At 58.6% G+C, this 19,276-nt stretch carries 17 protein-coding genes; 5 read left to right on the top strand and 12 right to left on the bottom strand.

Annotation, left to right across the window (positions count from 1 at the left end; translation table 11 throughout):
* Positions 1–75: 75 nt before the first annotated feature.
* The gene (locus FF098_RS12810) at positions 76–483 is read right to left on the bottom strand and encodes a helix-turn-helix domain-containing protein (protein WP_155141077.1); all 408 of its coding nucleotides are present in this window, start codon (positions 481–483) and stop codon (positions 76–78) included.
* 212 nt (positions 484–695) lie between these two features.
* Entirely contained in the window at positions 696–1,211 is a 516-nt protein-coding gene (locus tag FF098_RS12805) for a 2'-5' RNA ligase family protein (RefSeq protein WP_166426516.1), read from the bottom strand.
* Positions 1,212–1,362: 151 nt separating this feature from the next.
* Here FF098_RS12805 and katG point away from each other — a divergent pair, with 151 nt between their 5' ends.
* On the top strand, positions 1,363–3,585 hold the full coding sequence (gene katG / locus FF098_RS12800; RefSeq protein WP_155141073.1) for a catalase/peroxidase HPI: 2,223 nt from the start codon (positions 1,363–1,365) through the stop codon (positions 3,583–3,585).
* 136 nt (positions 3,586–3,721) lie between these two features.
* Here katG and FF098_RS12795 read toward each other — a convergent pair whose 3' ends face one another.
* From FF098_RS12795 to FF098_RS12785, 3 genes are all read right to left on the bottom strand, one after another.
* Positions 3,722–4,843 (bottom strand): hypothetical protein, encoded by a 1,122-nt coding sequence (locus FF098_RS12795; RefSeq protein ID WP_155141072.1) that lies wholly within the window; start codon positions 4,841–4,843, stop codon positions 3,722–3,724.
* A 405-nt stretch (positions 4,844–5,248) separates the two neighbouring features.
* A complete protein-coding gene (locus FF098_RS12790) occupies positions 5,249–6,358 on the bottom strand; it encodes a glycoside hydrolase family 43 protein (RefSeq protein WP_155141070.1) in 1,110 nt (369 codons plus the stop codon).
* Between the two features lie 114 nt (positions 6,359–6,472).
* Positions 6,473–7,630 carry an endo-1,4-beta-xylanase gene (locus tag FF098_RS12785; protein WP_155141068.1) on the bottom strand — a complete coding sequence of 386 codons (1,158 nt, stop codon included), beginning with the start codon at positions 7,628–7,630 and terminating at the stop codon, positions 6,473–6,475.
* Between the two features lie 262 nt (positions 7,631–7,892).
* On the opposite strand from FF098_RS12785, the gene FF098_RS12780 reads away from it, so the two are divergent.
* The gene (locus tag FF098_RS12780) at positions 7,893–8,777 is read left to right on the top strand and encodes an alpha/beta hydrolase (RefSeq protein ID WP_155141408.1); all 885 of its coding nucleotides are present in this window, start codon (positions 7,893–7,895) and stop codon (positions 8,775–8,777) included.
* A 75-nt stretch (positions 8,778–8,852) separates the two neighbouring features.
* Here FF098_RS12780 and FF098_RS12775 read toward each other — a convergent pair whose 3' ends face one another.
* The 3 genes from FF098_RS12775 to FF098_RS12765 form a co-directional block, all read right to left on the bottom strand.
* Entirely contained in the window at positions 8,853–9,488 is a 636-nt protein-coding gene (locus FF098_RS12775; protein WP_155141406.1) for an SDR family oxidoreductase, read from the bottom strand.
* Between the two features lie 239 nt (positions 9,489–9,727).
* Positions 9,728–10,954: an NAD(P)-dependent alcohol dehydrogenase gene (locus FF098_RS12770; protein ID WP_155141067.1), complete on the bottom strand. Its 1,227-nt coding sequence runs from the start codon at positions 10,952–10,954 to the stop codon at positions 9,728–9,730.
* A gap of 9 nt (positions 10,955–10,963) precedes the next feature.
* Positions 10,964–11,368, bottom strand: coding sequence for a (R)-mandelonitrile lyase (locus FF098_RS12765; RefSeq protein WP_155141405.1), 405 nt, complete (start codon positions 11,366–11,368; stop codon positions 10,964–10,966).
* Between the two features lie 345 nt (positions 11,369–11,713).
* On the opposite strand from FF098_RS12765, the gene FF098_RS12760 reads away from it, so the two are divergent.
* Both FF098_RS12760 and FF098_RS12755 read left to right on the top strand, forming a co-directional pair.
* Entirely contained in the window at positions 11,714–12,652 is a 939-nt protein-coding gene (locus FF098_RS12760) for an AraC family transcriptional regulator (RefSeq protein WP_205967495.1), read from the top strand.
* Between the two features lie 63 nt (positions 12,653–12,715).
* Complete coding sequence (locus FF098_RS12755) at positions 12,716–13,765, top strand: serine hydrolase domain-containing protein (protein WP_155141064.1); 1,050 nt, start codon at positions 12,716–12,718, stop codon at positions 13,763–13,765.
* A 253-nt stretch (positions 13,766–14,018) separates the two neighbouring features.
* Here the strand turns inward: FF098_RS12755 and FF098_RS17560 are convergent, their stop codons facing one another.
* Positions 14,019–15,137 (bottom strand): TIR domain-containing protein, encoded by a 1,119-nt coding sequence (locus tag FF098_RS17560; protein ID WP_205967494.1) that lies wholly within the window; start codon positions 15,135–15,137, stop codon positions 14,019–14,021.
* A 3-nt stretch (positions 15,138–15,140) separates the two neighbouring features.
* Positions 15,141–16,193 carry a ribonucleotide-diphosphate reductase subunit beta gene (locus FF098_RS12745; RefSeq protein WP_155141062.1) on the bottom strand — a complete coding sequence of 351 codons (1,053 nt, stop codon included), beginning with the start codon at positions 16,191–16,193 and terminating at the stop codon, positions 15,141–15,143.
* A 282-nt stretch (positions 16,194–16,475) separates the two neighbouring features.
* Between FF098_RS12745 and msrA the strand changes: the two genes are divergently transcribed.
* Complete coding sequence (gene msrA, locus FF098_RS12740) at positions 16,476–17,237, top strand: peptide-methionine (S)-S-oxide reductase MsrA (RefSeq protein WP_205967493.1); 762 nt, start codon at positions 16,476–16,478, stop codon at positions 17,235–17,237.
* Positions 17,238–17,334: 97 nt separating this feature from the next.
* Here the strand turns inward: msrA and FF098_RS12735 are convergent, their stop codons facing one another.
* Complete coding sequence (locus FF098_RS12735; protein ID WP_155141060.1) at positions 17,335–18,072, bottom strand: OmpW/AlkL family protein; 738 nt, start codon at positions 18,070–18,072, stop codon at positions 17,335–17,337.
* Between the two features lie 116 nt (positions 18,073–18,188).
* Positions 18,189–19,160 (bottom strand): cation diffusion facilitator family transporter, encoded by a 972-nt coding sequence (locus tag FF098_RS12730; protein ID WP_155141058.1) that lies wholly within the window; start codon positions 19,158–19,160, stop codon positions 18,189–18,191.
* Positions 19,161–19,276: the final 116 nt, after the last annotated feature.

The following is a 19,276-nucleotide window of genomic DNA, read 5'->3' as shown; positions in this document are numbered from 1 at the left end:
TGAGGAGACAGACAAGCGAGTTGCCGTGGCGGTATCATCGCGGCGGGTAATACGCACCCGGCCGCAATTCCTTAATCAAGCTGCGCCAGCCAGAGTCTTGGCCAGGTCCAGGAGGCGCCGACGTGGCTCCTCCGACAGGCCGTAATAGGCACGGACGAGATCGATGGTTTCCTTTTCGGAAAGCACTTCCGGCTCGATCAGGGCAGCCTGATCTTCTGCCAGGCCACCGGCAGCTGAGTGGGCAAAGGAACCATTCGGTTTGGTCTGCGACAGATCATCGAAGAAATAGGAGACCGATACTTCCAGCGCATTGGCGAGCGCCCACAGGCGCGATGCCGATACGCGGTTTGCGCCGCTTTCATATTTCTGGATCTGCTGAAACTTGATCCCCACCGCTTCCGCGAGCCTTTGCTGCGTCATGCCCAGAAGACAACGCCGCTGACGCAGACGCTGGCCGACATGCAAGTCAATCGGATGTGCCATCTCTCAATTACCTTTCTCAACACCCGGCGCGAGCCGGACCTGCCACCATTTCCCCGCGAGAGGCCGCCAGCCCGTCTGGCCGCTCACTCGCCTTCGAAGGGAATAATTCAAACGCCGTGCCGTTTGAGGTGTGCACGCAATGCGGAGGCTGGCGCCCGCCCTGCTTGTATCGAGGTCAACACCGCATGATTGCTGGGAAAAGTAAGGTTTCGTTAACCCTGAAGCGGCAGTACGCCGATAGGTGACCAGGGGCCACCGCGGTAATGCCAGAGCTGAATCGCTTCGATCTTCGCAGGGAAAGACGCGAAGTCCTGTTCCAGAATGGCACGGGTCCCCTTGGCCTCTCCTGGCGATACCTTGTTCTGGATGGTCACATGGGGCCGGAAGCCCTGACGGTCCTGTTTTACCAGCATGCCGTCGAACCGCTGTATCATGCGGCCTCTCAACGCCTTCAAGTCGTCGGAGACGATGCGATAGGCGACACCGCGGCCAAGCGACATCAGCTCCGGCACCTGCGCCGTGATTGGCGATTGTCCCTCTATCGCGGCAGCGATGCCCTTCACCACCTCGCTCTCCCGATCGCCCGGCAGGTTGTGAAACAGGGTCAGATGAGCCGGGATGAAATTCAGCTGCGGCGGGAAAAATTCCTGCCGCCGACGCTGGAACAGGTCATCGGCCTGCGCATCGAACTGCGCCGTGACGATAATAGGTGGGTACTCTTCTGCCATGACACCCATATATCAGTCAGGGAGACCCAGGCCATACCGCAGTGCGGTATGATTTTCCAGATACTCCAGAACGGCATAATCGATTGGTAGAGTACAGCCTGAAGGCGTATTTTTATAAGAGCAGGGAAGAACACGCGAAAGGAGAAAGACTATGGACGGCAGTGACAGCCCAGGCAAATGCCCGTTTGGTGCAGGCGGCGGCATGCATACAAAACATGGCGGAAGGTCGAACCGGGATTGGTGGCCAAACCAGCTAAACATGAAAATCTTGCGCCAGAATTCGGCACTCAGCGACCCGATGGGATCAGACTTCAACTATGCCGAAGCATTCAAGACGCTCGACCTCGATGCCCTGAAAAATGATCTGATGGCGCTGATGACTGACAGCCAGGATTGGTGGCCAGCGGATTACGGGCATTATGGCGGTCTGTTCATCCGCATGGCCTGGCACTCTGCAGGGACATACCGCACAGGCGACGGGCGCGGCGGTGCCGGCACCGGCCAGCAGCGTTTTGCGCCACTTAATTCGTGGCCGGACAATGGTAACCTCGACAAGGCCCGTCGTCTCCTGTGGCCGATCAAACAGAAATACGGCAACAAGATTTCCTGGGCGGACCTTTATGTCCTCGCTGGCAACTGTGCCATCGAATCCATGGGCGGACCGGTTTTCGGCTTTGGCGGCGGCCGGGCCGATGTCTGGGAGCCAGAAGAAGACGTCTACTGGGGTGCGGAAAACGAGTGGCTGGCAACCAGCGACCATGAACTCGCCCGTTATTCAGGTGACAGGGAACTGGAGGACCCGCTGGCTGCGGTGCAGATGGGCCTGATCTACGTCAACCCGGAAGGCCCGGATGGCAAGCCGGACCCACTGGCATCGGGCCATGATATTCGCGAGACTTTCGCGCGCATGGCCATGAACGACTATGAGACCGTCGCCTTGACGGCTGGCGGTCATACTTTCGGCAAGACACATGGTGCCGGCCCGGTAGACAATGTCGGTGCCGAACCGGAGGGCGCACCGATCCAGAACCAGGGCTTTGGCTGGCTCTCTACATGGAAGAGCGGCAAGGGCCGCGACACCATCACGTCCGGCCTTGAGGGCGCGTGGACCGCGCACCCGACCAGATGGGACATGGGGTATTTCGATGTCCTGTTCAAATATGAATGGGAAGTATCCCAAAGCCCTGCGGGTGCATGGCAGTGGCATCCGAAGGACCTGAAGGAAGAGGACATGGCGCCCGATCCGGAAGATCCCTCCAAGCGCGTACCGATCATGATGTCCACCGCCGACATGGCCATGCGCATGGACCCTGAATACGAGAAGATCTCCCGTCACTTCCAGCAGAACCCGGAGGAATTCGCCGACGCCTTTGCCCGGGCATGGTTCAAGCTGACCCACCGCGACATGGGCCCGAAAGCCCGTTATCTGGGTAAGGACGTTCCCGCAGAGGACCTGCTGTGGCAGGACCCGTTGCCGGATCTCGATCATGCGCTGATCGAGGACAGCGACATTGCCTCGCTCAAGGGGAAGATCCTCGACACGGGCCTCAGCGTATCCGAGCTGGTGTCGACAGCGTGGGCATCGGCCTCGACATTCCGCGGGTCTGACAAGCGTGGCGGTGCCAATGGTTCCCGTATCCGTCTGGCCCCGCAAAAGGACTGGGAGGTCAACGAGCCGCAAAAGCTCGCCAAGGTGCTGTCTGCCCTTGAAGGCATCAAGGCTGATTTCGACAAATCCGCCGAGGCCGGCAAGAAAGTCTCCCTTGCCGACCTGATCGTTCTCGGTGGCTGCGCTGCCGTCGAAAAGGCTGCGAAGGATGCAGGCCACGATATCAAGGTACCGTTCACTCCCGGCCGCGTCGATGCGACCGACGAGCAGACCGATGTTGAGTCCTTTGAGCCACTGGAGCCTGTCGCCGATGGCTTCCGCAACTATCAGAAGAAGCGCTATTCGATGACGCAGGAAGAATTCCTGCTTGACCGTGCCCAGCTTCTGACCCTGACGGCACCGGAAATGACGGTGCTGGTCGGTGGCTTGCGTGCGCTCGGCGCAAATTATGGCGGCACAGCTCATGGTGTATTCACCGATAAGGTAGGTTCACTGAGCAATGACTTCTTCGTCAACCTGCTCGACATGAGTACCGAATGGGTAGCAACCGACGACGACGAGCAAACCTTTCAAGGCCGTGACCGCAAGAGCGGCAACGCCAGGTGGACAGCGACACGTGCGGATCTCGTTTTCGGGTCCAATTCAGAGCTGCGCGCTATCGCGGAGGTTTATGCGCAATCGGACAGCGGCGGCAAATTCGTAAAGGACTTTGTCGCTGCCTTTACCAAGGTGATGGAGCTCGACCGGTTCGACCTGCACCGGTAGTTGATTTGATACCAATACAGACAGAAGCGGCACCCGGGAAACCGGATGCCGCTTTTCTACAATTCGCCGGACTATCCGGTCCATGAAAATGGCCCCTCCGTGGGGCCATTTTCCCTGAATGATTCAATAGATCTCTCTATCGCGTCTCGCGATCAACAACATTCTCTGAAACATTTTCAGCTTCATCGTACGGGGTAACAAACTCCGTACGCGTCAGCGTGTTGTCATTGCGCGCAACCACATCGAACAGACGGCGCGCTTCGCTACGGGTAATATTGGCAGGATCACTCATTTCCTCGACAAACTCACGCTGCGAAACGGTACCATTGCCATTTGCATCGAGCATTGCGAACTCGGTCTGGTTGAAACGTTCCTCGACCGGAGTCCAGCTCTGTTCGGTCTGCGCGGTCTGTTGACGGTTATTGTCGGCAGTCATTGCGCTGTTGTTGTTCGCAGTCTGCTGGCCATACTGGTTGTCACTACCAGCATTGAGCTGGCGATCGCTCACGTCTGCACTGCGCTGTTGCTGAGTGGAGATGCCTTGCTGATTGTTGTTCATGGCTGTGTCCTGAGCATTATTCTGGTTCCAGCTGGTCTGCTGTTCGTTCATGCCCAGATTCTGGGAATACAGGACATCTGCAACGAGAACCGAATCTTCGAACAACTGGTCTTCCAGGGTGCCGACGACGGTGACGCGGTCACCAGTCTCGATCTGTTGAGAACCCATGTCATCAAGAGGATTGTAACCCAGTTGGTCAGTCTCCACATCGATCATTGTGCCCCCGGTGTTCAGCACGAAGGACTGCCCCCGTGTATTGGTCACCTCTCCGTCAAGCGTGATATACGTACCTGTTGTAGCGTCGGCAGGATACGGATCGACATAGTATAGCGGGCTCGCTGAAACATCATTGGCGCCATATACCGTATAGCTGCTGGATGAATAGACGGTATCGACATCAATCACCCGTCCTTCGAACCAGTCATCGTCGACTGTGCCATAAACCGTCACGCGGTCGCCCGGCGACAGGCGTTCATCAACCTCTACACTCGAGAACAGGTCATCGAATTCGGCTTCGATGATGTTGGTGCCATAATCTACGGTAAAGCTGTCTTCCTCGACGGAATTGACGGTACCGGTAAGGCTGACATAGTCGCCTTCAGTGGCGGTTGAAACATCTGATGTCTGCGCACTTGCTGCGCCAAACATGAGGGCGGCAGCGGAAACGGTAGTAGCAAGAAGTTTGCTGGAAAGGGTCATGTGCAGAGTCTCCTCCTTATACGGTGTAACATAACAAGGAATGCTGCGACCTCTGGCTCACTATAGGCGGCCATCGGCAGCTGCGCAGTATAATCCGCGCTTCCTTGACTCAGCCAACACGAGCCTCGCGCCTTTGTTTCACCACAATTGCCGACTGTACCGCTTCACCGCGAACTCTGGGCGAAAGGTGCAATGTTTATATACTCATTATATGGACGATTTTACCTGAGAGGGCTCAACCATGCGGGCTGGAACGCTGTTCCGCTGAACGAAACAGCGTCAGCTGAAGAAAAACCAGCCAGATGAAAACCTGTTAATCCTGCCTCAGGGTGAGGCAGAAGAGTTGGAAATTTAAAAGACAATAAACCCATTCTGCGAAATGGGGTGGCAAATCGCCGGCCTGGTCTAGCGAACCGGTGGCACGCTGACCCCCTCTGCCGTCTGGATGATCGGTTTTATCGTGCCATCCTCGTTGTAGTAAAGGTAATCGACACGGACGTTTCGCCGCCCCTCGCCGCCCTCCTCGCCGTCCACGGAGAGTGAGCCGTCATGGTAGAAGAAGTACCACTGGTCCTCGAACTCGATGATCGACGGGTGGATCGTGAAGGAACTGCCGGTCGGCGCTGCCAGCTGGCCCATGTGTTCCCACGGGCCCCTGACTGATTTAGACATGGCGTAGTGGATTTGCTCATCATCGCTCTCGGCATTGTCGATTGCCGCATAGGACAGGTAGTACCAGTCGCCGCGCTTGTGCACCCATGGCCCCTCGGTGAAATAGGGCAGATCGACTTCCTGAATTTCGCCGGCCAGCTCCGTCATGTTCGGCGCTAATTCGACCATGTAACAGTTCACGTTACCCCAGAGCAGGTAAGGCGTGCCATCATCATCGATGAACACGGTCGGATCGATATCCTCCCAGTTATGCTCACCCTTGGGCGTCATCTCCGCCGTAATGAGAGCGGAGCCACGGGCATCGACAAACGGTCCTTCCGGTATATCGGATACGGCAACACCAATGGCCTTGCCCGGATGGGTATCGTCATGGGTTACCGTGGTGTAGAACCAGAACCTGCCATCATGCGGTTCGACCTCGGAAGCCCAGGCATCAGCGATAGCCCAGGAAAAGTCCGTAGGCTTCATGATGGGCCCATGAGCCTCCCAGTTCTTCATGTCGGCCGATGAAAAGGCGAGCCATTCCGGCATGCCATAGCGCTGGTCGGGTGCAGGATCGTCATGGCCGACATAGAGCCAGACCGTGCCGTCATGCACCATGGCGGCAGGATCGGCTGTGAATTGCGCTGTCGTGATCGGGTTGGTGCCCGGTACGCGAGCATTACTGATCCCAGCACTTTCGGCAGGAGCTTCCGTTTCCAGAGAGGCCGTCGCCTCTGCACTTTCTGCGATAGGGGAAGTCTCCGCCTCAGTCTCAACGGTCTCTTGCAAGCACGCTGACAGGAAGCCATAGCCCGCGCAAAGCGCAATGATGGAAACTGATTTGCTGGCCTTGGTGATCATCGAAATACCTCCCGGATTATTCCGGGCGATCTTGCGGCTGCCCCCTGGCAAAGGCAAAGCCTGACAGCGCTGAAATCGTTTTCGGTGAGCCAGTACTCTTCCAATCAGGGCGCTTTATTCCGTGCCGCAAGGTGCCGCTTCGGCAATAACCGCATCGAAAGCAGGTTTCGGCTGCAGATAGCGATCGAACAGCATCGGATGGTCGGTACGGCCGCGTACGGGGAAATTGTTCTTCCAGTTGTCTGCGTCAGACACGCCCCAGAAGGTCACCCGGCTGACGAAATCCCGCCGTGCGACGAGCTCACGGAAAAAGGCCGCATATTGTTCCGCCTGCGCCTCAGCGATGTCAGCCGGCAGGCCCTCCGTGTAGGGATCGAGCTCGTCACGGTTCTCTGCCGCTGCGGATATATCGGCACCGACCGCCAGGGTATCCGGCCATGGCAGCACGGTCACATCCATTTCCGTGATCATCACCTTCAGGCCCAGCGCGCCATAGGCATCCAGCGCCGCGGTAAAGTCCTCCATGGACGGCCTGCCAATGCCGAAATGGCCCTGCATGCCGATACCATGGATGGGTACGCCCCGCGCCTGCAGGTCCTTCACCATGGTAACCACCGCATCGCGCTTGCCCGGCAGGTACATGTTGTAGTCGTTGTAATAGAGCTCCGCCTGCGGATCGATCCGGTGGGCCATCTCGAATACAGTTGCGACATAATCCTCACCGAGGATGCGCCGCCACGGGCTGTCGCGCCACGAGCCATCGTCAAGGATCGCCTCGTTCAGCACATCCCAGCCATGAATGCGGCCCGAATAGCGCCCGGCAACCTTTTCCATGTGATTTTCCAGTCGCGCCAGCAATGTATCGCGATCGACGGGTCGACCGCGCCAGTTCTCGAAGACCCAGTCCGGTGTCTGCGAATGCCAGACCAGCGTGTGACCGATGACCTTCATTTCGTTGGCCTGCGCATAGTCGACCAGCGCATCGGAGATATCAAAATGATAGTCGCCCTTTGACGGGTTGATGCGGCCCCACTTCATGGCATTTTCCGCCGTGACGGCATTGAACTGGCTCGACGCGAAATCGAGCACGCCCGGCACCTCGTCCATGATGAACCAGCGGTTCATCGCCGTGCCCACAAGGAAGCAGCCCTCGAAAGCCTCGTTTAGAGTCGCAGATCGCGGCTCCGCCAGGGCGTCTTCCTGAGCAAAAGCTGGCCCGACAGTGGACAGAAGCGAGATGGATATCAGTAGAACGGCAAGGGCGTTTTTCATGATTCAACTCCAGTCAAAATGCAGATCACTGATGTATGAGTTGCCATCGATGCGGCACCCGGACAAGGCAGAACACCGTAATGCAATCCTTTGCAAGGTAACGCTAACAAAATCTGTCTTGACCAAGCCTTTGCGGCAGTATCTCCTCAAGTCATTCAACAAAGAAACGGCAAAACCGTTCATCAGTAAGGGAGATACCAGAATGACTGTCTTCAGGGAAAGGCCGGCATCGCGTGCGGTTGCTACACTACTCGCCATTGTCATGGCGGGCACTACCCTGCCTGTAATGGCACAGGAAATGACACCCATGGACGCGCCGGATGAGCCGAACGCCATCCCGCTCAATACCGGCGGTGTCGACAACCAGCCCGCCAGCGAGAGCTGGTTCGAGCAATGGGGCGACCCCATGGCCCGAAACATCACCGAGGCAACGCTGACACCGTTCCTGCCCGATCCGGACAAGGCCAATGGCGCGGCGGTTCTGGTCGCGCCGGGTGGCGGCTTCATGTGGCTGTCCATGGGCAATGAAGGCTGGGAGGTCGCCGAGGCGCTGAACGAGCAGGGCGTTGCCGCTTTCGTGCTGAAATACCGCCTGCAGCCAACGGCTGACAGGCTGGAGGATTTCGAAGGCCAGATGAACCGGCGCTTCGAGGAAGCAGACACCGGCAGCGATGGCGAGGAAGCTCCGGACCCTCGGCCGCGCTGGGACCTGTCTAACCAACTGGAGGACGCCGAAGCTGCCTGGCAGATGATCGCCGACAATGCCGATGAATGGGGCGTCGATATGGACCGCCTCGGCATGATGGGCTTTTCCGCCGGTGCCGGGCTTACCATGCACGTCACGATGAATTCCGAAACCGCCAGACCCGCCTTCATCGCGCCGATCTATGGCGGCATGGGCGAAGTAGAGGTGCCGAAGGACGCACCGCCGCTGTTCGTGGCCATCGCCGTCGATGATTTCCTCTATAATGGCGACACCGGCCTTATCAAATCCTGGTACGAGGCCGAAAAGCCGGTCGAGTTGCACCTGTTCCAGAATGGCGGCCACGGCTTCGGCCTTGGCAACCCGGACCGTACATCCAATATCTGGTTCAAGAACTATATTCACTGGCTGGACGTGAACGGCTTTCTTGAGGAAGCCGAGTAGGCTGGGTTGAATATCGCACGAAAAACGCCGCATCCTTCCGGGTGCGGCGTTTTTCATTTTGGTGAAATATGCCTGCTATTGTATTTGCGCCAGCGCCTCGGAAACGGGCACGCCGCCACCTGCGATCTCGAAGATTACCTTGCCGGGAGCCTCGTCCGTAGCGCATTCGGCAAGTACAGCAGCGACATCATCGCGAGAGATTTCCTTGCCGTCGACATGATCCGTCGATAACTCGATCTCGCCCTTGCCCTGGTCATCGGTCAGGCTGACCGGACGCACGATGGCATAATTCAGGCCGCTGGCAACCAAGTGATCATCAGCCGCCCGTTTGGCTTTCAGGTAGTGCTGCATGCTGTCCGGACCGTTCTCGGGATCGTCCGTACCAACAGAGCTGAGCATGACAAAGCGCTTCACCCCTGCTTTCTGGCTGAGATCGACGAGTGTCTTGGCACCATCTCGATCCACCTTGCGCGTCATCTCTTCGCTGGTGTCGCCACCGGAGCCAGCTGCAAAAACGACGGCATCGACACCGACAGCAATATCGGATGGCAGGTCGGTCAGGTCCGCCTTGCGGATCTCGCAGCCTGTAGGCAGGCCCGAAAGGTCGGAACTGTCGCGGACAATGGCGACAGCCTCGTGGCCGGCCTCTGCGAGCTGATTGGAAAGGCGGGTACCGGTATTGCCGGTCGCACCGGCGATCAGGATACGCATCATAAATCTCCTATGGAATTCTATCAGTAGGAGAACGCTATGAGGCCCCATCCGTTCCTTTAAAACCATTGTAACAAAAGGGGGGAGCGCTGCCCTCCCCTGCGGGAAGTGGGGAGGACAGCGCAGCCGCACCCGGACAAAGACGGCCTAGGGAGGGCAAGCCTTGACAAGGGTACGGCCAGGGGGGACTACCGTCTACGGCATTGCCGGGAGAAATACCGTACCATCAGCTGTGTCTATCAGGCGTTCTGCATGTCAATCACGAAGCGGAACTTCACGTCCTTGTCGACAACGCGGGAAATCGCCTCGTTGATCTGGTCAGGCCGGATCAGTTCGACATCCGGCTGTACATTGTGCTCGGCGCAATAGTTGACGACTTCCTGCGTTTCGGCCATGCCACCGATCATCGATCCGGCAAGGCTCTTGCGCCCAAAGCCCATCATCATCCCGTTCAACCCGTCGATCTGGCCAAGCTGGCCGACATTGACGAGGGTTGCATCGAGTTTCAGCAGGTTCATGAATTGCTGGATATCGAACGGATAAGGGACGGTCGAAATCATCAGGTCGAAAGAATTTCCAAGATTTTGCATCGCCTGCTGATCATCCCAAAGCACGGGCGTAGCCCCCATCGCTTCGATCTGCGGCACTTTACCGGGCGTTGTGGTAAACGCGGTCACGTCGGCCCCGCGGGCGACCGCAAGCTTCACCGCCATGTGGCCGAGACCGCCGACACCAACGACACCGACACGCTGGCCTTGTTCCAGCTTCCAGTGCTGCATTGGCGAGAATGTCGTGATACCGGCACACATGATCGGCGCAGCACGGGCAAGATCGAGCTGCTGCGGCACATTGACGGCAAAATGTTCGCGTACGACTATTTTTCGCGAGTAGCCACCATCGGTCAGGCCACCGGAAATCCTGTCTTCGGACGCATAAGTGAACGTCGTGCCGTTCAGGCAGTTCTGTTCACGATCGGCGAGGCAATTCTCGCAGGTCCCGCAAGAATTGACCATGCAGCCGACGCCGGCGACATCACCGACCTTGAAGCGCGTGACATTCGCCCCCACCGCCGTGACCCGGCCGATGATCTCATGGCCCGGGACGAGCGGATAGACACCGGAGACATTCCAGTCACCATTGATGTAGTGAATATCCGAATGGCAGATGCCGGCATAGAGGATATCGAGCTTGATATCATCCGCCTGCACCGCACGGCGCTGGATCTGCATCGAGCGGGCAGGCGCACCAGCTTCGCGAAAGCCGAATGCTTCCACCGTTTCCTCGGCCATTGAAGAGCGAGGTGTCGAGGATTGCGCAGCACCTGCCGCGCCGCCGAGCCCGGCTAGCAGGGAGCCACCGGCAGCACCGATAGCCAGCCCCGCGCCTTGGCGCATCACATTACGGCGTGCCGGGTCGGCCGGAGCAGTGCCGGCAATATGGTGTTTGTCATCGCATTTGTTGCACATGTCGTTGTCCTATTCTGTACCAAGATAGTCTTCATCGGAAACTGGCTCGAGCCATTCGACATTCGCGCCCTCAAGGGCTTCCTGCACGACAAGGTGGGCCATGCCGGTGTCTTTCGTGCCGCCATGCCAGTGCACGCAACCCGGCTTGCACCAGATGGTGTCACCGGCATTGATCTCTACGCGTTCACCACCCCTTGTCTGTGTCCAGCCCTGACCGGACGTCACCACGATCAGCTGACCGAGTGGATGGCTGTGCCAGTTGGTGCGGGCACCCGGATCGAAGGTAACGCGGGCCGACGTGATGCGGCTCGGCTCTTTTGCTTCCATGTGGATCGGATCGATCCGGGCGTTGCCGGTGAAATATTGCGATGGTCCCGCAACAGAAGCCCTGGAGCCATTCTCGTTCAGCACCATCATCTCTTCCGGCTGGTCCTGCGAAGCCTGCTGCATGGCTCCCGCGCCGGCCGTTGCGCCAATCGCGAGGAGCGCTGCAAGGGCTGATACTGAGGTGATCTTGAATACACGCATAATCCTGGCCTTTCTTGTTCGGCGCCGCCGTTCCGCAGACAGCGCCAGCATTCGGGAAGCCCAATTCTCTCGATACCCTGACTGTAGTTGGGAACACGCCCAGCCGGTATAAGGATCAACCTGAATAATTGCCTGATCCTACACATTGGTTATCGAGGGCATTGCTGCACCAGCGCGAGGAAGGTAGTGTAGAGACCGCAGAAAAAGCGAGTTAAATCAGGAGTATCGCAAGTGAATTCGACCAGCCCAACAGAGCAAACGGAACATGCCGACGACATGCCTGTCCATTCCGGGCTTGCCACACGAATTGCCCGATTGACCGAAGGGACAAACAGGCATGACTCGGCGATACCGGGATTGTCTTTTCACCGCTGGCCACACCCCACCGAGCCGACCAGCTATACCATGCCGGCCAGCATCTGCCTGATCGGACAGGGCGCCAAGACGGTGGCGCTGGGTGAGCAGCAGCTGGATTTCGATGCCAGCCATTTCCTCATCACCTCCGTCGGCCTGCCGGTCATGTCGCGGATCAATACGGCAAGTGAAGAGATGCCATATCTGGGGCTGACACTCGAACTGGACCTGCAGGCGATATCTCAGGCGGTGCTGAGCGAAACCCTGCCCGCCCCCACATCCGGATCGCGAGACACTCTCGGCATTGCCGTCAGCTCCATCAGCCCCGCCATGCAAAGCGCGTTTGAGCGATTGATAGACCTGCTCGACACGCCGGCGGATATCCCCGCCCTCGCCCCGCTGGTGAAGCAGGAAATCTGGGTCCGGCTGCTGTCCAGCGAGCAGGGACCGCGCCTGCGCCGGATCATTACCGCCGACACCCACAGCCACCGGATTGCCAGTGCCATTGATTGGCTTACGGAGAATTATCGCGAACCCTTTCGGGCTGAGCCGCTGGCCAAACGGGCGGGCCTCAGTATTTCGGCGTTTCACAGCCATTTCCGGGCGATGACCAGTGTCAGCCCACTGCAATTCCAGAAACGGCTCCGCCTGACAGAAGCGCGCCGCCTGATGTTCAGCGAGCATCTCGACGCGGCCAGTGCAGCGATCTCGGTCGGCTATGAAAGCCCGTCGCAGTTCAGCCGGGAATATAGTCGCCTGTTCGGCGCGCCGCCCCTGCGCGACATCCGCCGGCTGACCGGTGTCGATCCGGCGTGACCCCGTTTGCGCTTTAAAGAAATTTAAGTCGCCGCCGGGCCTGACGGAACCCATTTACTGGACATGAAGAACTTCATCGCCGCCACGGCCTGCACCGCCCTCGCCCTCCTGATACTGCCCCTGCAGGCGGCATCGCAGACTGACAGCCCGACGACACAGTCCACGGCCGCCGAGACGCAGCTTGACGCCGCCCTTGACCAGGCGATGGAAAAGGCGGCCGAGCTGCCGCAGCTGAATGCCATGATCGTCGGGCGCGATGGCGAGGTCCTTGCCGAGCGGGTCTATGACGGGCCCGGCCTCGACACGCCGGTGAACATCAAGAGCGCGTCTAAGTCGCTGCTCTCCGCGCTCGCCGGCATCGCGATCGAGCGCGGCGATATCGAGAGCGTCGACACGGCCCTTGCCGATATCCTGACCGTGCCGGCAACGGCGGACGACCAGGTCGACACCATCACCATCGAGGACCTGCTGACCATGCGCGCCGGTCTCTCGTCTACCTCGGGGCGCAATTACGGTGCCTGGGTCGTCAGCGACAACTGGGTCACCTATGCACTGACCCGCGACATGGCGGCGGCGCCCGGCGGGCCGATGATCTATTCGACCGGCACCTCGCACCTCCTCTCCGCCGCGCTGACCAAAGCGACGGGCCGCTCGACCCTCGCCCTGTTCCGCGACTGGCTGGGCGAGCCCCTCGACATCTCCTTCCCGCCCTGGACCCGCGATCCGCAGGGCATCTATATGGGTGGCAACAACATGGCGCTCAGCCCCCGCGCCCTGTTCCGCCTTGGCGAGCTGTACCGGCTCGATGGCGTGTGGGAGGGCGAGCGCGTGCTGCCGGAAGGCTGGGTCGAGGCGAGCTGGACGCCGCGCGTCACCTCGCCATGGTCGGGCGGGTCCTACGGCTATGGCTGGTGGATCGCCCGCGCGGGCGGCCATGACGTCTATTACGCCTGGGGCTATGGCGGGCAAATGGTTTACGTCGTACCCGGACTGTCGATGACGGTGGTGATGACCTCCGACCCCAACGCGCGCAGCGTCGACGGGCATATCCAGTCGCTGCACAGCCTCGTCGCACGGGAGCTGATCCCGGCGGTCGAGGCGGCAGGGACGTGAGGGAAGCGCGATCCGGGATGTCAAGAGGGGATGGTCTGGGAGAATCTCGACGGCGTATCGTGTTGAGCGTGAGGAGTAGTGGTCAGCCGAAGCCTGTAAGGCAGAGTCTGCCTTACAGGCTTGGCGAGCAATTGTTTTACCGGTTCGGGTTAGTCAAGGACGGCCCTGAAGGGCCGCCGGCGCAGCCGGGCTACGCTCCTTGACAAACCCGATCCGGTGAAACAGCGATTGGTCTTTATTAAGACAATACACCTCACAAAACTCCCTCTCTTTCCAATACCCTCCGGACCTCTTCGAAGCAGGCGGAGATATTACCTGAAGGGAATCTTACCTGGCCCAAGCCTTGCACATTACTAAACTCTTCGCAGCCCTCTTCTAGAAGTAAGATAGCTTTGTTAAACCCTAGCCTGCCTTGAAATAATCCTGCCTCATGAATGGCATTCATTCGCGCATGCATTTTGCCATCCACAGTTTCATCTTCAGCTGTTAAAACAATGAAAGCTATTGATGCTGAATCAAGCATTTCCAAGAGGCGTGAGATATTAGTCACACCTGCGATAGGCACGCGATTAAACTCATCCCATGGCAAGCTGAGTCGGTCTTCAATAAAATCCTTTAGCTCTCTCCAAGCTGGTGCTCGCCCGTGCCCTATAAATACATTGGTCCCTATAACTGGTAAGGGTCTTTGGTGCTCCAAGAGCCTAAATATGTGTGAACCCGCTTTACGCGCCAGATCGCTTAATTTTCTAATTGACCCTACGTTATGCCCTATGGCCGTAACATCAGCCCAAATCTCCATATGAGGAGGCGTAACACGACCTTTTCGCAAAGCTTTTTCATCATTACAATTATTATTGAACGGCGGCCGAAACTGATCCAAAACGTCGTTACTAACTACAATGTTGGCTTCTTCGACCTGCTCCAACAAAGAACGTAGATAATCATCTCCACTATGACCTATAAATGAATATAGTATTGATGTAATATCACCTTTATATTGTTGAAAGTAATCTTTAAACTGCGCCTCTTCTTCCCTTAAGCGCTCCAATATGGGAAAGCCCGCTAGGCGATAGACTTCATTTTTCACTTCCTTACTAGAGTACTCTCTCCAATCACCTTCCGTATCATTAGAGGAAAACGTGAAGCACAACCCCCATACTGGTGAAAAGTACGCACCAGCTGGAGGGCTAGTAAACTCGGCGTAGTATACATAGGAATGATATCCTAACCATGAGCCAGAGAAAGCCTCGCTAACCTGTTCCGCAGCTTTTTGCAGCTTTTCAGCTGGCTCAAAGAGGCCAGATTCAAAAAGAAGATTGTATTCATGACTGAGGTGATCCGCAATGCTCAGTAATTCACGATCAGCTCTCATCCCCTACTCCGCTGAGCCAACTCCCGCGCCGTAGACCAGGTCCCGCTTCGCCTTGTACTGATCGAATTGCGCCCAGACGCCGTCGTCGCCGTGCCAGTCGCCTTTCGTGGCGGCCTTGGAATATTCCGTGGCGCGGGCCTCGAAGAAGTTGGCGTGCTCGACGCCGTTGAGGATTTCCGTCAGCCAGGGCAGCGGGTGCTTTTCGATGCCGTAGATTTTCGGCAGCTCCAGCTGGCCCATGCGCCAGTCGGCGATGTAGCGGATATACTGCTTGATATCGTCCGGGGTCATCCCTTCGACCTCGCCGGCCTCGAAGGCGAGGTCGATGAACTTGTCTTCCAGCGCAACCACCGTCTTGCAGCAATCGGCAATGTCGTCCTTGACCGCCGGGGTCAGCGCATCGGTTTCCTTCGCAAAGGCGTGGAACAGCTTCATCATGCCTTCGCAGTGCAGGCTTTCATCGCGCACCGACCAAGACACGATCTGGCCCATGCCCTTCATCTTGTTGAAGCGCGGGAAGTTCATCAGCATGGCAAACGACGCGAACAGCTGCAGCCCCTCGGTAAAGCCGCCGAAGACGGCCATGGAGGTGAGGATGTCGCGCTCGGTCTCGACGCCGAACTTGCCGAGATAGTCGTGCTTGGCGGCCATCTCCTCATATTCCATGAAGGCGCCGAACTCGCTGTCGGGCATGCCGATGGTTTCCAGCAGCAGGGCGTAGGCGGCGATGTGCACCGTCTCCATGTTGGAGAAGGCGGCGAGCATCATGCGTACCTCGACCGGCTTGAACAGCGGCATGTAGTTTTCCATGTAATTGCCGCCGACCTCGATATCCGACTGGGTGAAGAAGCGGAAAATCTGCGTCAGCAGGTTGCGCTCGCCGTCGGACAGCTTGTTCGACCAGTCCTTGCAATCCTCGCCGAGGGGCACTTCCTCCGGCAGCCAGTGGACCTGCTGCTGGATCTTCCAGAAATCATACGCCCAGGGATAGCGGAACGGCTTGTAGCTTTTGGATGGCGTGAGCAGGCCGGGCTTGTTCGGGGTGATGATGGACATGGTGCGGACCCTCAGATTATCTTGGCTTGGTGTGGCGCGGCTGTGAATCGCCTGCCTGTGAAATTACAATATCTGGTATCGCCTCTTCCGCAATAGGCTATTTTCCCCAACATATAGACATTTTGCCCCATAGTTTGTGCCGCCTGCGAAACGGCCAGCCTGTCGCGCCCCTGCCCCGCCTGTGGCGATAAGACCACGCCCCGTGCCGCGAATGTGAGAAGGCGTGAATTGGCTGGGCTCACGCGTGTTCGTAAGGTCCGCAGCAGTAATGGAGACGCGGATATGATTCGGAAAATTGCCCCCCATCTTGCCCCGAAGATTGCCTTTTCGGGCCTGCTGGCCGGCCTGTTGACGCTGGCCGTTGCCTGCGATGCCGGCGGCCAGGTCGAGCGCGATCCGACGCCGGTGCAGCCCGAAGGCTATGAGGAAGCGCCGCCGGAGGCCGACGAGATCCTGTCCGACACGCGCGTGCCGGAACGTATCGGCGACAGCATGGACGAGGCGGCTTCCGATAATCCGCTGGATGATTACGCGATCTTCGCCGGCGGCTGCTTCTGGTGCGTCGAGGCGGACTTCGAGAAGATGGAGGGCGTCGACGCCGTCGTGTCGGGCTATTCCGGCGGCACGAGCGAGGACCCGACCTACAAGACCTATGAGCAGGGCGGCCACCGCGAGGTTGCCAAGATCTATTACGACCCGTCAGCGATCACCTATCGCACCCTCGCCGACCGCTTCTTCCGCACGGTCGACCCGACCGATGATGGCGGCCAGTTCTGCGACCGCGGCTTTGGCTATACCACCGCAATCTATGTGACGGATGACGAGCAGCGCGCCGCCGCCGAGGCCGCCAAGATGGAGGCCGAGGACGCGCTCGACCGCGAGATCGTCACGCCCATTCTCGACGCCCGCGACTTCTACGAGGCTGAGGAGTATCACCAGGATTACTACAAGAAGAGCAGCGTACGGTATAATCTCTACCGCCGTGGCTGCGGCCGCGATGCGCGCCTCAGAAGCCTTTGGGGCGATGAAGCGTGGATCAAATAACGAAAAACGGGACGGTGTGACCCGTCCCGCTTAAGCACTCTCTCCACATATCCCCTGCGGGATAAGCCCCGTAGCAGCCCTAGAACCGGTAGCCGCCCTAAAACCTGTAGCCCACAGTCAGGAAGGCGATGACCGGGTTCAGCTCGATTTCCATCTCGCGCTCGACGATGCCGACATTGACCGGGCCGGCGCCCATGTCGACGACGGTGTCGGTGCGCAGGGTCGCGTCGGTCTCGGCCTTGTTGTAGCCGATGATGCCAGACAGCACCCAGTTCTCGCCAGCGGCATAGTTGACGCCGGCATAAATGCCCGGGCCCGTGGAGTCGGTCAGCGACACATCGGTCTGGCCTGACAGCGCGCCTTCCAGCACCGGGCTTGCCTCGCCATCATAAAAGGTCGTGTAATTGTAGCCAACGCTGACATAGGGGCGCCATTGTGCCGTACGCGGCGTAAAATAGTAGACGCCTGACAGGGTCGCGGTCGCGACGGTCGCCTCGGCAACCTGGCCAACGCCCTCGATCGTACCGGAACCTTTCAGGTCGACACCGAAGGGGATACCGGCCAGCAGCTCGACACCGAAATGCTCGCCGATATGGCGGGTGTAGGTAAAGGTCGGCGCCGTCGGGCTTTCCACCTCTGCGGTGATGCCCGGCGGTGTGTTTGGCCCGGCGAGATCGCTCGTCTCGTCATTCATGGCGAAGTGAACGACACCGAGTTTCAGGATATTATTATCCGCCCACGGCACGTCCGAGACTTGAGCGCTGGCATTACCTGTAAAGACGAGGCCAGCGGCAACAGCAGCACCGGCAGAGATGATAAAACGCGAAAGCGACATGACAAAACCCTCTAGTTTGTTGCCGCTATTCCTAACTGAAAATGCTTAACAGGAGTTTTACCATAAATGCCGGAATTGACCTGAAATCGGCCACAGCACTGGGTTTCATGCAACCCTCAGGGTGTGTTAGCGCTCCCTTCCCCGTATTCCGGGTGGTCTATATCCGTCCGTGCCCCGAACTTGTCATGGGGCTCGCTTTCGCCATGCGGGTCCATGTGCAGGATGATGTCCGCCCCGGGAAAGGCTTCGTGCAGGGCCAGTTCAACGCGGTCGGTGATGGCATGGGCATCGCGCAAGGTCAGGTCGGGATCGAGGTCCAGATGCATCTGGATATATTTGCGCTGCCCGGCCCGGCGCGTGCGCAGGGCGTGAAAATCGATCACCCCTTCATCGGCATGGACGATCTCGGCGATGCGCGCGCGTTGCGATTTCGGTAATTCCTCATCCATCAATTGCGGCAGGGCGCGGCGCCCGATCGACCAGGCGGCATGGGCAAGGAACAGCGCGGCGGCGAGACCGGCGATCGCATCGGCCCGCAACCAGCCGAACTGTACGGCGAGGAAGACAGCCACCAGCGTGCCGCCATTGGCGATGATATCGCCGGTATAATGGGCCTGGTCACCCTCCACGGCGAGAGAGCCGGACTTGCGGATCGCCAGCGACTGGAACGCGACAAGGCCGATGGACAGCGTCAGCGACAGTGCCATCACGCCCATGGCGACACCGCCGTTCTGGAGGGGCTCGGGGTCGATCAGCCGCTTTACGCTTTCATAGGCAACGAAGAGTGCCGAGCCGGAGATCAGCACGATCTGCGTCAGCGAGGATACCGCCTCCGCCTTGCCATGGCCGAAGCGATGCTCTGCATCGGGGGGTTCAGAGGCCCAGCGAACACCAACGAACGCGACAAGCGAGCCGATGAGGTCGAGCGAGGAGTCGGCCAAAGACCCGAGCACCGCGGTCGATCCAGACATGATCCAGGCGACGAGCTTTGCCACGATCAGCGTCAGCGCGACAGCGACCGACAGGCCGGCCGCCGCCATGGCCCAGCGGCTCCTGTCTTTCTCGACCTGTTGGAAACTTCCGTGCATGACCACCGAAATAGGCGCGCCATTGCAGACTGTCAAAGATCAAATGTCAGACTGCAAATCATTTTCACTAAAGTTTTCAGCCACTTAAGCAGATATCGCCCTTCGCGACTGCAATG

Origin of the sequence: Aquisalinus luteolus (assembly GCF_009712425.2) — a bacterium.
Taxonomy (GTDB): Bacteria; Pseudomonadota; Alphaproteobacteria; order Caulobacterales; family Parvularculaceae; genus Aquisalinus; species Aquisalinus luteolus.
The sequence above is the reverse complement of the archived record's forward strand: the minus strand, read 5'-3'. Positions and strand labels throughout refer to the sequence as shown.

What these genes read in the sequence shown, in the direction of transcription:
- katG (WP_155141073.1), top strand. Translation starts at nt 1,363, where the DNA reads ATGGACGGCAGTGACAGCCCAGGCAAATGCCCGTTTGGTGCAGGCGGC.
- FF098_RS12795 (WP_155141072.1), bottom strand. Translation starts at nt 4,843, where the DNA reads ATGACCCTTTCCAGCAAACTTCTTGCTACTACCGTTTCCGCTGCCGCC.
- FF098_RS12810 (WP_155141077.1), bottom strand. Translation starts at nt 483, where the DNA reads ATGGCACATCCGATTGACTTGCATGTCGGCCAGCGTCTGCGTCAGCGG.
- FF098_RS12805 (WP_166426516.1), bottom strand. Translation starts at nt 1,211, where the DNA reads ATGGCAGAAGAGTACCCACCTATTATCGTCACGGCGCAGTTCGATGCG.
- FF098_RS12735 (WP_155141060.1), bottom strand. Translation starts at nt 18,072, where the DNA reads ATGTCGCTTTCGCGTTTTATCATCTCTGCCGGTGCTGCTGTTGCCGCT.
- FF098_RS12745 (WP_155141062.1), bottom strand. Translation starts at nt 16,193, where the DNA reads ATGTCCATCATCACCCCGAACAAGCCCGGCCTGCTCACGCCATCCAAA.
- FF098_RS17560 (WP_205967494.1), bottom strand. Translation starts at nt 15,137, where the DNA reads ATGAGAGCTGATCGTGAATTACTGAGCATTGCGGATCACCTCAGTCAT.
- FF098_RS12780 (WP_155141408.1), top strand. Translation starts at nt 7,893, where the DNA reads ATGGCGGGCACTACCCTGCCTGTAATGGCACAGGAAATGACACCCATG.
- FF098_RS12730 (WP_155141058.1), bottom strand. Translation starts at nt 19,160, where the DNA reads ATGCACGGAAGTTTCCAACAGGTCGAGAAAGACAGGAGCCGCTGGGCC.
- FF098_RS12755 (WP_155141064.1), top strand. Translation starts at nt 12,716, where the DNA reads ATGAAGAACTTCATCGCCGCCACGGCCTGCACCGCCCTCGCCCTCCTG.
- FF098_RS12775 (WP_155141406.1), bottom strand. Translation starts at nt 9,488, where the DNA reads ATGCGTATCCTGATCGCCGGTGCGACCGGCAATACCGGTACCCGCCTT.
- FF098_RS12770 (WP_155141067.1), bottom strand. Translation starts at nt 10,954, where the DNA reads ATGTGCAACAAATGCGATGACAAACACCATATTGCCGGCACTGCTCCG.
- FF098_RS12790 (WP_155141070.1), bottom strand. Translation starts at nt 6,358, where the DNA reads ATGATCACCAAGGCCAGCAAATCAGTTTCCATCATTGCGCTTTGCGCG.
- msrA (WP_205967493.1), top strand. Translation starts at nt 16,476, where the DNA reads ATGATTCGGAAAATTGCCCCCCATCTTGCCCCGAAGATTGCCTTTTCG.
- FF098_RS12785 (WP_155141068.1), bottom strand. Translation starts at nt 7,630, where the DNA reads ATGAAAAACGCCCTTGCCGTTCTACTGATATCCATCTCGCTTCTGTCC.
- FF098_RS12765 (WP_155141405.1), bottom strand. Translation starts at nt 11,368, where the DNA reads ATGGTGCTGAACGAGAATGGCTCCAGGGCTTCTGTTGCGGGACCATCG.